The organism is Pseudomonas sp. GM55, from assembly GCF_000282395.1.
Taxonomy (GTDB): Bacteria; Pseudomonadota; Gammaproteobacteria; order Pseudomonadales; family Pseudomonadaceae; genus Aquipseudomonas; species Aquipseudomonas fluorescens_CC.
Genome location: NZ_AKJJ01000122.1, coordinates 1 through 13,335, shown reverse-complemented (window position 1 = coordinate 13,335; position 13,335 = coordinate 1). Strand labels below are relative to the sequence as shown.

The 13,335-nt window shown below is 59.2% G+C and carries 9 protein-coding genes and 1 rRNA gene; 7 read left to right on the top strand and 3 right to left on the bottom strand.

The window, feature by feature from the left end:
* Both PMI31_RS25295 and PMI31_RS25290 read left to right on the top strand, forming a co-directional pair.
* A partial coding sequence (locus PMI31_RS25295) for a type I secretion C-terminal target domain-containing protein (protein ID WP_008022187.1) occupies nt 1–2,499 on the top strand: 2,499 nt, incomplete at its 5' end.
* A 146-nt stretch (nt 2,500–2,645) separates the two neighbouring features.
* On the top strand, nt 2,646–2,984 hold the full coding sequence (locus PMI31_RS25290) for a hypothetical protein (protein WP_008022183.1): 339 nt from the start codon (nt 2,646–2,648) through the stop codon (nt 2,982–2,984).
* A 45-nt stretch (nt 2,985–3,029) separates the two neighbouring features.
* Here PMI31_RS25290 and lapD read toward each other — a convergent pair whose 3' ends face one another.
* Nucleotides 3,030–4,976: a cyclic di-GMP receptor LapD gene (lapD, locus tag PMI31_RS25285; protein WP_008022181.1), complete on the bottom strand. Its 1,947-nt coding sequence runs from the start codon at nt 4,974–4,976 to the stop codon at nt 3,030–3,032.
* 14 nt (nt 4,977–4,990) lie between these two features.
* Nucleotides 4,991–5,683: a cysteine protease LapG gene (gene lapG, locus PMI31_RS25280; RefSeq protein ID WP_008022180.1), complete on the bottom strand. Its 693-nt coding sequence runs from the start codon at nt 5,681–5,683 to the stop codon at nt 4,991–4,993.
* Between the two features lie 197 nt (nt 5,684–5,880).
* Here lapG and PMI31_RS25275 point away from each other — a divergent pair, with 197 nt between their 5' ends.
* The 5 genes from PMI31_RS25275 (at nt 5,881) to PMI31_RS25255 (ending at nt 12,940) form a co-directional block, all read left to right on the top strand.
* A complete protein-coding gene (locus PMI31_RS25275) occupies nt 5,881–6,591 on the top strand; it encodes a GntR family transcriptional regulator (protein ID WP_008022177.1) in 711 nt (236 codons plus the stop codon).
* A gap of 731 nt (nt 6,592–7,322) precedes the next feature.
* Complete coding sequence (locus tag PMI31_RS25270; RefSeq protein ID WP_008022176.1) at nt 7,323–8,099, top strand: DUF3050 domain-containing protein; 777 nt, start codon at nt 7,323–7,325, stop codon at nt 8,097–8,099.
* Nucleotides 8,096–9,025, top strand: a complete 930-nt coding sequence (locus tag PMI31_RS25265) for a diiron oxygenase (RefSeq protein ID WP_008022174.1) — start codon at nt 8,096–8,098, stop codon at nt 9,023–9,025. The genes PMI31_RS25270 and PMI31_RS25265 overlap by 4 nt, the downstream gene beginning before the upstream one ends.
* 13 nt (nt 9,026–9,038) lie before the next feature.
* On the top strand, nt 9,039–12,449 hold the full coding sequence (locus tag PMI31_RS25260; protein ID WP_008022171.1) for a non-ribosomal peptide synthetase: 3,411 nt from the start codon (nt 9,039–9,041) through the stop codon (nt 12,447–12,449).
* 23 nt (nt 12,450–12,472) lie between these two features.
* The gene (locus PMI31_RS25255; protein WP_008022170.1) at nt 12,473–12,940 is read left to right on the top strand and encodes an SRPBCC family protein; all 468 of its coding nucleotides are present in this window, start codon (nt 12,473–12,475) and stop codon (nt 12,938–12,940) included.
* Nucleotides 12,941–13,045: 105 nt separating this feature from the next.
* Here PMI31_RS25255 and rrf read toward each other — a convergent pair.
* Nucleotides 13,046–13,161, bottom strand: a 5S ribosomal RNA gene (rrf, locus tag PMI31_RS25250).
* Nucleotides 13,162–13,335 lie beyond the last annotated feature (174 nt).

Here is a 13,335-nt window from a genome sequence, read left to right as displayed (position 1 = left end):
GCCTACACCTTCACCCCGACCGCCAACTACAACGGCACGGTGCCGACCGTCACCTACACCGTCACCGACGGTTTGGGACCCAACGTTACCTCGACCCTGAACATCAGCGTCACGCCAGTCGATGACCCGAGCGTGCTGGCTGCTGACCTCAAAACCACTCTTGAGGACAATATCGCCGCCGGTAACGTTCTGACCAATGACCGCGATGTGGACAACGTTCTCAGCGTGACCAAGTTCACTATTGGTGGCATCGAGTACAGCGCGGGGGGTACTGCCACCATCGCAAACGTGGGCAAGCTGACGCTCGGTGCCAACGGTGACTACAGCTTTACTCCTGCCGACAATTGGAGTGGCAAGGTTCCGACGGTGACCTACACCACCAATACCGGTTCAAGCACCACGCTGGACATCAGTGTGACCGCGGTCGCGGATACACCGAGCGTGTCCGCCACCACGACTCAGGTGGCCGAGAACAGCAGCATCGCGTTGGGCTTGAAGGTAACGTCAGCGGACACTGATGGCTCTGAAACCCAGACCATCACCTCGATCGGCGGCATCCCGGCGGGTGCGACCCTGACCGATGGCACGCACACCTTTATCGGCACAACCGGTAACGGCGTCGTCAACCTCAGCGGGTGGGATGTGAGCAAGTTGAGCTACACCCCGGCACCGTACGCCACCGGCACCGACACGCTGACAGTTATGGCAGTCTCGACCGAAAGCCAGGGTGATTCGGCCAGCAATACGACGCAGATACCGATCACGATCAACCCAGCGGTCTACAACGCCGTCACTGCCACGGCGGCCAATGACACCGTCACCGGCACTGACGGCAATGACATCATCGTCGCCGACATCGGCGGCCTGACCGTGGTGCCAGGCACCAACTACAACATCGCGTTCATGGTCGACAGCTCCGGCAGTATGAGTTCGTCGTCGATCAACTCGGCCAAGGACTCGCTGACGTCGGTGTTCAACACCCTCAAGCAAAGCCTGGGCAGCAACTCGGGTACGGTGAACATCTTCCTGGTGGACTTCGACACCCAGGTGAACAAGTCGGTGTCGGTGAACCTCAATGACTCGAATGCGCTGACTCAGTTGAAGGCGACTCTGGACTCGATGTCGTCCGGCGGCGGCACCAACTACGAGGACGTGTTCAAAACCACGGCCAACTGGTTCCAGAGTGCGAGCGCCTTGAACAATACCGGGGCGAAGAATCTCACGTATTTCATTACTGACGGCAAGCCGACTTACTACCAGAGCGGCGAGTCGACCAACCCGACCCTGTATGGCAGCACAACACTCGATAGCCTGATCACCACCAGCAACTATCAGCTGGGTAAAGCGATCAGCCTGGTCCCCGACAGCACGCACCAGATCGACATTAGCGCCTCTGGCCAAGTGACGGTCTGGACCTATAGCGGCAACGGCAACAATGGCAATGGCAACGGCAACGGCAACGGCAACGGCAATGGCAACGGCAATGGCAATGGCAACGGCAACGGAGATAACTGGTCATACAAGGACTTCGGCTATCTGCATGCCCAAGGTGACGGCACCTACGAGTTCTCGGGTCGTAACGGCGACGGCAACAGCACCGACGGGAACACCACCAGCAACTCCACCAGCAGTTTCACACTGCTGAGCAAGCTGTCGAATGTCGAGGCCATTGGCCTTAACAGCGACGTGAGCCTCAACGACCTGAAGCCGTACGACTCCGATACCACGCCGCAAACCAACATCGATCCGAAGGATCTGGCCAACTCGATCATTGGCCACACCGAGGCGACAATGCCGGGCAACGACACCGTCAGTGGTGGCGACGGCAACGACCTCCTGTTCGGCGACCTGGTGAGCTTCAACGGCATTGCCGGCGAGGGTTACCAGGCGATGCAAGCCTTCGTGGCGCAGCAATCCGGCGTGGACGTCAGCAAAGTCACCACCAGCAACGTGCACCAGTACATCACCGAGCATTACACCGCGTTCGATGTGTCCGGTGCCCATGACGGCAACGACACTCTGCTGGGTGGTGCAGGCAATGACATCCTGTTCGGCTCGGGCGGTAGCGACACCCTCGACGGTGGCAAGGGCAATGACATCCTGCTCGGCGGCACCGGCAACGACACGTTGATGGGCGGACAGGGCAACGACATCCTGATCGGTGGTTCCGGTGGTGACACCTTCGTCTGGAAAGCGGGCGACACCGGCAGCGACGTGATCAAGGACTTCAAGGCCAGCGAAGGTGACCGGATCGACCTGCGCGATCTGTTGCAGGGCGAAACCGGCAGCACCATCGACAACTTCCTGAAAATCACCACGGTCGATGGCGTGTCGTCGCTGCAAGTCAGCTCGACCGGCCAGTTCAACTCGGGCAACGCCGCAGCCGCCACGCCGGACGTGACGATCAAGCTGGAAGGCAATAACTGGTCAAGCGCCAACCTGCACAACCTGATTGCCGGTAGCGACCCGACCATCAAAATCGATCACAACAACAGCTGAGGCATGAAAACGGCCGCTCCTTATGGGGCGGCCATCACGTTTGCGTCCACTGCCCGGTGACGATTTCGTCGCTGCGCCACATACTGGCGCGCAGTTGACCTATGCTGCTGACAGCACGACGCTGGTTCAATTCTGAGGGATGCTCAATGTTTTACGTGCAACGCGATGCGCAGGGCCTGTTGGTACGTGTGGAACCCGCCGCCTATGCCGAGGCCACGGAAACGCTGCCGGCCGACAATCATGAGATCCAGACCTGGTTTGCCAACGCGGCAGTGGAGAACAGCCTCAAACAGCTCAAGCAAAGTGACCTGGAAATGATCCGGGTACTCGATGACTTGATTCAGGTGCTGACCCAGAAAGGCGTGATCCGCGTCACCGACCTGCCAACGGCGGCCCAGGCCAAACTCATGGACCGGAACCAGGCCCGTGAAGCCTTGGGCGGCTTGAGCCAATTGATCGATGATGAAGAGACCGGGCTGATCTGATGCACCCCTCCGATCACTCCCACGCCCTGCGTGGGAGCGATCAAATCAGCCCCAGGGCTTGGGCTCGCCGAACAACTGGCCCTGCACACCGTATAACCCCATCTCGCGAATCACCGACAACTCCCCTTCAGTCTCGACCCGCTCGGCAATCAGCGGTAAATCGATGCTGTGCGCCGCTCGCTGGATCGCCTCGATGAACAGGCGTTTGTCACTCTCCAGATCAATCGAACGTATGTAGCTGCCATCGATCTTCAGGTACGCCAGCCCCAGCCGTGCCAGGTTGCCGATCATGCTGAAGCGTCCGCCAAAACGTTGCAGGCTCAGTGAGAAGCCGAGTTCGCGCAGGCGCCGGGTCAACTGCTCCAGCACCACCTGGTCAGGCAGTTGCTCTTCGCCAATCTCCAGGGTCAGACGCGGGCCGAAGTTGGAATGCGCACGCAGTATCTCGAAGATTTTGTTTTGCGCCTGCAGGTCGCCCAAGGTAGCCGACGACAGATTCAGCGCCAGCGACTCCTCATGCCCGCTCATTTGCTCCAACACCCGTTCGAGCATCAGCCGATCCAGACGCGCCGTCCAGCCGAAGCGCTCCAGCCAAGGCAGAAAACGCCCGGCGGGGATGGTCTGGCCGTGCTCGTCGAGCAGTCGCGACAACACTTTGTAATGCAGTACCAGTTGCGTGTCCTGGGCAGCCACGACCGGCTGGAAATACAGCTCGAAGCGCCGCTGTGTCAGCGCCTGGTCGAGCATGCGATGCCAGGCGTGGTGATCGTCGCCGACATTGGCCGAGAGGCTGTGTTCGATACAGGCCCAGTTCTGCTCGCCCTGGCCTTCGGCCTGCGCCAGCGCCTGATCAGCGAGGCTGAGCACGGTTTGCGGCGAGTCGCCGTGAGCAAAAGGCGTCAGGCCGATAGACGCCACGGCAGCCACATCAGTGGCCCCGGTGGCGTGCAGACTGGCCAAGGCGCTGTCGAGGTTTTGTGCCAGTTGCAGCGCTTCTTCGCGCACCAACCCCGGCGCCAGCACGGCAAATTCGCCACCGCGGATACGAGTGACGAGGTTCTGGGTTTCCGGATATTTGGCGCACTCGCGAGACAGTTGCTCGCCGACCGCTTTGAGCACGTCATCGGTGCGCTGGCCACCGAGACGCTGGTTGAGGCCGGCCAGATCCTTGACCCGCAATAGCAGCAGGTAACCGGAACTGGCCTGCTCCGGGTTGCTCACCCGCGCATTCAGTTGCATCTCGAAATAACGCCGGTTGGCCAACCCGGTCAACGAGTCCTGATAGGACTCGACCCGTAGTTTTTCACTGCGCTCGGCCTGCTCCTGAAACAGCGCCTTGAGCTTCTCGACCATCTGGTTCATGGCCTGCACAACCCGGCGAAGTTCGGGGGTGCGCGGCAGCTCCGGCAAGCTGAGAAATTCCCGGCGGGCGATGGCGTGGGATTGCTTGACCATGTAATCCAGTGGTCTTAATTGCTGACGCAGCAACAGCGCGCCGAGTACCGCACTGACCGCGCCACATAGCAGCAACCAGCTCAGGCTGCCCAATGCGCTTTGCCACAACTTGGCCAGCGCGAACATCGGGTGGCTGACCACCTCGACCCGGGCAGCCTGCTCCCAGCCGCGGCTGACGATCGCATCACCGCCGGCGGGCTCCAGGCCGATCAGTTTGACGAACCAGTCCGGAACGTTGTTGACCGCCGGAATGCCCGTGCGCTCAACCAGGGCCTGATCGGTCTTCAGATCGACCACGCGGATGCTCGCGTAGTAACCGCTGTCGAAAATCGAGCTGACCAGCAACTCGACCATCGCCGGGTCGTCGATATTCGGTGTCAGGGAAAGCGCCAGCGCCGTCGCCGCGTCCTGGGCATGGGAACGCAACTGGTTGACGTACTGAGTGCGCGAGCTCTCCAGACTGACCATGAAACTGCCGGTGAAGGCGACCACCAGGAACAGACAGATAGCAATCAACAGCTGTTTGAACAAAGACATCTGAGCACCTGCTCCTAGTTAGTCGTCTCGACCGGGAATCCTTCGGCCTGCATTTTCTTCAACACATCCTGCCAGCGCGACAGACGCTTGGTATCGCCGACCTTTTTGTTGCCCTTGGTACCCGGTAGCCACAACCCTTCAGCATTGAAAGAGTAGACCGGCAGCAAATCCTTTCGCTGGGTGGCCGGCTTGATTGCATCAATCAGGCTATCGAGCACCAGGGGCTCGGCTTCCGGACTCGAGTAATAGGTCAGCACCATGTGCGCGCGGTTCTGGGTCAGTGCCTTGACGTAAGTAATACGCAGCTTTTCACTGGCTACACCGAGGTGACGCAAGCTGAAGTACTTGGCAATAGCGTAGTCTTCACAGTCGCCGGCGCCTTTCCAGAGGGCTTCGATCGGGGTTTCCCAGTAGTCGACTTCATGCCACAGATCGATGTCTTCGACATATCGAAGCTGTTTGTTGAAGAAGCGATTGACCACGTTTAGTTGTTCCAACTCGCCGATCTGCTTCTGACTGGCCAACAAGAATTGCCAATCATTAATGCGTTGCTGACCTTCTCCCAAAGGTCCGTACAATGCCTGCGCCCGCTGGCTGATCAGGGAAAAATCCCAATCGGCACTCAAACTGCCCAACATCACGCCCGCCAGCAGCAATGCGCTGCACAGCCAGCGTAAAATCCGGGGGATCGTTAAACTTGCCGCCAATGCGAGGCATCCTGGGTAGGCAGGAGGGAGTCGTTCGAATGGTGAAGGTTAGACCGGAAAAAGACAATGGCACGGTGAGATCATTGGCGGCGCGCTAAACTGCAAGAAAGGCACTCGTTTGCTTGTTTGACAAGCCGTCAGGCAGTTACTAGTGTCATTTGGATCCAAAAAATACTCCATCATTCAGGGTGCGTTTAGTGACACAAAAGCCCAACCCTCTCAGCAGTATCAAGGTCAACGGGCCCATTCCCGCGCATCTGGCACGCTCGGTGATCGAAGAAACCCTGCGCGCGGCCATACTCGACGGGCGCATTCCTTGCGGCGCGGCCCTGCGCCAGCAAGACCTCGCCGATCTGTTCGGTGTCAGCCGCATGCCCGTACGCGAAGCCTTGCGCCAGCTCGAAGCACAATCGTTGCTCAACGTGATTGCCCACAAGGGAGCCGTGGTCGCGCCGCTGGTCCAGGGCGACGCCGTGGAAACCTACGCGTTGCGCATCCTGCTGGAATCCGAAGCCCTGCGTCTCTCGGTGCCGCTGCTCCAGGGCGAAGATCTCGAACAGGCTGCCCGTTACATCGACGAACTCGAAACGCAAAGCGACTACACCGAAATCGGCCGGCTCAACCGCCTGTTCCACATGGTGCTTTACAGCCGGGCACCCAATCGCCGGCTGTTGAGACTGGTCGAAGACGGCCTGATCGAGGAAGAGCGGTTCCTGCGTTTCAACCTGGAAGCCATGGGCCTGGGCAAACTGTCCCAGGACGACCACCAGGCATTGTTACGGGCCGCCGAAGATCGGGACGTCGAACGCTCCGTGAAGCTGCTCGAACACCACCTGAACCGAGCCGTCGAGGTCATTACGCGCTACCTCAACAGCCCTGAAGTCCGGGCCAAAAACACGTCCAGGTAACCCGCTGCAGAAAGTCGGGCGAGGCGAACCGAAGGGTTCGCCTCGCCTGATGCACATTTCCCCGAATGTGCTCCACGAATAGTTTGACTACAAATCCCCTGCTCCCATACCACACCCCCCTCGCGGCGCTATATCACGCCCCAACGCCTCGCCGCCTTCAAACCTGATCATCGCAACGATTGCACGCTGTCTCAGTATTGGCAGCCGCCTCGATTTGCGCCCACTCTGGGTGCCCAGGACACAATAAAACCGGGGACGTGCCGTGCGAATGGCGTAGTCCCCATCCCCAGAAGCGAAGGAAGGAGCCTCATCACGGGAACGGAAGGATCGGCAACAATCACGATCCACTTCCACCCCCTCAGACATCCCCCAACGACGCCCGCTAAGAAGTTACTTCGAGTGAGGCATTCACTCTTTATTCAATTCTGACTTATATAAGCCGGAAGGAGTAACTACGCCAAAATAAAACCAATATGAAAAGTTTTATTGGGACTTATCAACTTTGAAAAAGTTGAATATCAAAATAATAACAAAACAACTTGATTGACACCTTATATGTGTATTAGTTTTTCTTCGCCGCCAACCACAAGCGACAGCAACGCCTAAGTTACACGGCATATCCAGCACTGAAAAAAGATCAATTCATTTGAGGCACCCGTTCGCCCTGAAAAACTTGAAGCGAACTTCAGTACTTGATTACTTCTCACCTCGGATCACTTACAGGCCCATCCATGAAACCAACTAAAGAACGCCTGATTCAAATAAAGGCCAAACTTGGCGAACACCCGATTTTCTCTGAAATACATTCGCTGCCGGTCCTGCGACGCTTCATGGAAACCCACGTGTTTGCCGTATGGGACTTCATGTCACTGACCAAGCGCCTGCAACAGGAGCTGACTTGCGTGCGACTGCCCTGGCTACCGCCGCAGGATCCCCAGGCCGCTCGGTTGATCAACGAGATCGTGCTGGGTGAGGAGTCGGATGATCGCCCGGCCCAGGGTCATTACAGCCACTTTGAGTTGTATCTGGATGCAATGCGCGAAGTCGGCGCCTGCACCGTTGCCATCGAACGCTTCGTGGCCCTGCAACAGGAAGGCGTGAGCTACGACGTGGCCTTGCAGTGCATCAACGTCGATCCGGCGGCCGCACATTTCGTTCGCCATACGCTACACACAGCACTGCATGCGCCGGGCCACAGTGTGGCGGCGGCGTTTCTGCACGGTCGCGAGAGCGTTATCCCGCAGATGTTCCAGCGCATCCTCGACGATTGGGGCATCGGCACCGAGCAGGCGCCGACCTTCCGTTACTACCTCGAGCGGCACATTGAAGTCGATACCGAAGACCATGGCCCGGCAGCGGAAACACTCCTGGCGCGATTGGTCGATGGCGACCCGCAACGGCAGGAAGACGTGTATGCCAGCGCCATCGCTGCCGTGGAAAGTCGTATTGCCCTGTGGGACGGATTGCGCCTGAGCATCAACGAATCGGTCGTGGAGGTGAGCGCATGAACGCCGCCGACTACCAATCCTTCGCCGACGCCTGGGAACGTCGCGCGACCATCCGCACTCGCCCACGCCGCGTGCTGGAGAACGACGAAAAACTGATCTACCCCTTGAGCCGTCAACCGCTGGTGTTGAGCGAAACCTTTCTGCGCGAATGTCCGCAGCTGCGCGACTTTGCCCTGGTGCAGACGCTCTACAAGTTCATCAACGATGTGGTGATTTTCGAAACCGAGATCGTCGACAAGACCGCCCGCAGCATCGCCAAGAATCGCTTCGCGGTCGAGTTCCCGTTCGCCTGTCGCTACGACGCCATGACTGTCGTGGTGGACGAGGATTACCACGCACTGGTGGCGATGGATTTCATGCAGCAGACCATCGCGCTGACCGGCATCACCCCCATTGAATTGCCGGATGAGATCGAGCTGAGCCGAGCGATACCGGCGGCCATGGCGCTGGCACCGGAGCACCTGCGCAGCGCTGTGGAACTGATCTGCGTGGCCATCGCCGAAAACACGGTGACCGGTGATGTCGCCGCGTTCGCCAAGGACGACACGGTCAAGCAATCGATCAAGGGCCTGATGGCCGATCACTTGCTGGACGAGGGGCGCCACTCCGGTTTTTGGGCACGGTTGGTACGCATCTACTGGCATACCGCAAGTGCAGACGACCGCCATTGCATCGCGCAGATCCTGCCGGTGTTCATCGGCCATTACCTGACCAACGACATCCAGAAATCCTTCGACTTCCGCTTGATCGACGCACTGCAGACCAACGATGCGACGCGCCATGCCCTCAAGAACGAAATGTCGGCACTGGCCTTCCCGATCAATCGTCATCACCCGCTGGTGGTCAACATTGTGCGGTTTTTCCACAGCAGTTCGCTGCTCGAATCGCCGTGCGTACAAACCGCCCTCAGCGACTACCTGGTTTGACGAGGAGCCCACCATGAGACGTCTCGACATATTGCTCCACGGACAAAGCCAGGCCATGACCGGCCTGGCGCTGGAACTCGAACAACAGGGTCACTCACTGACGTGGATATCCGCACTCGACGAAATGCCGGGGCCTGTGGATCTGGTGATCGACGATGGCACGTCGCTTCAGTTCACTGCTCAAGCACCACGGCTGACATTGCAATTGGGGCTCGGCCTGCCGCAGACGACAGGCCTGCCTTCGCTGGACCTGTTGTGCTGGCATGGCTCAACGCTGCTGACCCGCCTGCCCATTGCCGATGAGCCGTCGGGTAACGACCAGGTGTTGCGTATGCGATCCATAACAGCACTGATTGACCAGGTGGCGCTGCTGGTCAGCCGCTACTCGCGGGATGCCGATTATTTTCGACACGCCGAACCCGCCGTGCCTGCCCGCTTCGAGCGCATCGAGAACCTGCGGTACCTGGACAATCTCGCGTTCGTGCATCGCCTCAATGCCACCGCCAACCCACGGCTGCAGCAACTCGCGCAAACGCCATTGATCGAATGGCTGGAACAACAGTGCATCCAGAGTGCTGACCGCCCGGCCTTGAGCATCGCCGGCACAACGCTCGACTATCGCCAGTTGCACACCCACAGCCGCGCCATCCAGCAACGATTGCGACCGCTGCTGGATCAGCACCAAGGCCCGGTAGTCGTCGGGATCTGCCTGCCCAAATGCAGCGCGCTGTATGCCGCAATCCTGGCGATCCTGGGCAGCGGCGCAGTGTACCTGCCGCTGGAGCCAAGTCATCCGCTGCAACGTCAGCAGTACATTCTTGCGAATGCCGGTGCGGTGTTGCTGCTGCATGATGGCGAGCATCCCCTGGCGAGGGGGATGCCGGGGCTGGACATTATGCGCATCGACCACCACGACGTGGACCTCACTCAACCCTTGATGCAGCAACGCCCCGACCTCGATGCGCCCTGTATGGCGCTCTACACCTCAGGCACCACAGGTCATCCCAAGGGCGTGCTGCTCAGCCAGGCCAACCTCGCGCACTTCACCCACTGGTATGCCGATTATGTGCAGTTGACCTGCCAGAGCCGGGTGCTGCAGTTTTCTTCATTGAGTTTCGACTCATCACTGATCGACATCTTTCCGACCCTGCTACAAGGCGCCGAGCTGATCGTGCCCGACGAGGACCAGCGTCGCGATCCGCTGCAACTGGTGGAACTGATTCGTCACCGGCAACTGAGCCACGCCTTTTTACCGCCAGCCTTGTTGAGCATCCTGCCGCTGGAGCAGTTGCAGTGCCTGGACCGTGTGATGACCGGCGGCGATGTCTGCGAGCCGTGGGTCATCGAGCAACTGAGCCGTCAGGGCAAGCTCTACAACCTCTACGGGCCCACCGAAGCCACGGTGCTGATCACCGCGCGGCGGCTTCAGGCAGGCGACAACAACCACTCGCTGGGTGCGCCGATCGCCAATGGTCAGGTGTTTATTCTCGATGATGACTTTCAACCGGTGGCTGAACAGACCGTCGGTGAGTTGTACATCGCCGGCCCGGGCGTGTGCCTGGGATACCTGAACAACCCGCAGCAAACCGCTGAGCGTTATCTGGACCTGAACTTGCCTGATGGCCAGACCCTGCACGCCTATCGCACCGGAGACATGGCGAAGTGGACGGCCGAAGGGATCGAGCTGTGCGGTCGGCGTGATAATCAGGTGAAGATTCGCGGCTTCCGGGTCGAGCCGGGAGAGATTGAGCGCTGCCTGCGCGACAGCCGGTTGTACCGCCAGGTTGCCGTGGTCATTGATGGCCAGCGACGGATTCTGGCGTTCCTTGCCCAACCCCGGGAAGACCTCTCAGGCACCGCTCGCCAGGCGCTGAAGGCCTACGCAACGCAACACCTGCCGGACTACATGCACCCCGCTGCATGGACCGAGCTGGCAGCCATGCCATACGCCAGTAGTGGCAAGGTCGATCGCAAGGCGCTTCTGGAGCTGCCGGTGACCGTCACCGATAGCCCTTCACGACGCCTGCCCGTCAATGCCGATGAGGCCCTGTTGCTGGACATCTGGGCCGAGTTGCTGGAGCTGCCGGCGAGCGACATTCCCACTGACGAAAGCTTCTTCAATCTGGGCGGGCACTCGATCCTGCTATCGCGCATGCTCCTGCGCCTGCGTGAAGAGTTCGGGCGCAGCATCTCGATCAACCGCTTTATCGAACTGCCCACCATCGCAAAACTGGCGACACTGGTACGCGGCTCCGGCAGCGAAGAAGTGCTAAGTGAGCAAGCGCTGCGCGATGCGTTCCGCGAACTGGATATTCAGCCGCTGCCCATCAGCCGCATGGGCGACGTGCACAAGGTGATCGTCACCGGCGCCAACAGTTTTGTCGGTGTACACATCGTCGAGGCATTGCTGGCCTGGGGGGCCAGCGAGGTCGCCTGCCTGGTTCGCGACGGCGATGGGCAATCGGCGGATGAGCGCTTTGCCCTGGCGCTGCGGGAGAACCGTCTGGAGCATCTGGATATGAGCCGGGTGCGGGTTCACGCGGCAGACATCACGCGGCCGGAACTCGGTTTGGCGGCAGAGGTTTATCAGCGCCTGGATCGAGAGTTTGGCGCACTGGTGCACAACGCGGCCAACGTCAATCACGTCCTCGATTACGAGTCGCTGGCGAGGGACAACGTAGAGCCGATTTTCGAATGTTTGCGCCTGTGCGAAGGACGCAGCAAAAAAATCTTCAATTTCGTCTCGACGCTCTCGGCCTCCAGCACGATATCCGCCGACGGCCGAGTGCTTGAGTTGCCGGCTGCACCGACACCCCCCATCTACATCAAGAACGGCTACAACCTGTCCAAATGGGTCGGCGAGCGAATCCTCGAACGGGCGCGTGAGCTTGGGGTCCGGGTCAATCTCTACCGCCCTGGCAACATCAGCTTCAACAGCCTCACGGGCGTGTGCCAGCCGCACAAGAATCGCCTGATGCTGATGCTCAAGGGCTCGATCCAGCTTGGCCAGGTGCCGGAATTCGCCTTGAACTTCGACTTGATGCCGGTGGACTTTCTCGCCCGATTCATCGCCTTCCACGCCAGTCGTTATCAACCGGAACAGGCGGTGTTCAACCTGCACAACCCCGAGCCCCTGAGCTGGAACAACTACGTGGCGTCCTTCCGCGAAGCGGGGCGCGAATTCGCGATGGTCAGTGTCACCGACTGGCAGCAGCAGCTGAGTCGCGTCGACAGCGACAACGCGTTGTTCGGCGTGCTGGGGTTCTACCTCAACGGCTTCGAGGAGGACATCGGCGACATCTCGATGATCGGTCACGACAACGCCCAGGCCGGCGTACGGCTCATGGGTGCGCACTACCCGCAAAAGTCCCCGGCGTTGCTGCGTCGCGGCTGCGATTACCTCAAAGAAATCAACTTCATCTGACACAACCCCAACGGAGCAAGACCATGAGTACTCTGCAACCCGATACCCTGATCAAGAACCCTCAAGGCTGCCAAATAGTGTCCTCGGTGGACGTGCCCGCCGATGCTGCACAGGTATGGGCCGTAGTCGGTGACTTTTCCGGTTTTGATCGCTTCATCCCGGCACTGTCGCACATCGAAATGACCGGTGAAGGCGTGTCATCGCTACGCAAAAAGTTTTTCAAGGACGGTAACCAGGTGGTCGAACAGCTTAACTCCCGGGACGACCAGGCACGGCACATGACCTGGACCACTATCTACAACACCCTGGGTGTGGCCAATCTGTGGGCCGCGATGAGCGTTGAACCACTGGATGCGGGCAAGTCCCGAGCCACCTGGACCATCATTGCCGAACCAGCGCAGGGTGGCGCCGAGGCGCTGCCAGGCTTCAAGGATTTCGTGCAGGGCTTTGCCGATGATGCGATGAACAATGTGTTGAAACTGTTTGCGTAGGATGTGAAAAAGCCCGTTGTGGAGAGACTCCGCAACGGGCTTTTCAGTACACCTGAAACGACAAAACCCCTGTCTGCGTCAGCAGACAGGGGTTTCGGAATTTGATCTTGACGATGACCTACTCTCACATGGGGAAACCCCACACTACCATCGGCGATGCATCGTTTCACTGCTGAGTTCGGGATGGGATCAGGTGGTTCCAACGCTCTATGGTCGTCAAGAAATTCTGTGACCAGCCCGTTAGAACATTAACGTGCCAGTGAAAATTGGTGACTTCTACTAAAACAAAACCCCTACCTGCGTACGCAGATAGGGGTTTTGGAATTTGATCTTGACGATGACCTACTCTCACATGGGGAAACCCCACACTACCATCGGCGATGCATCGTTTCACT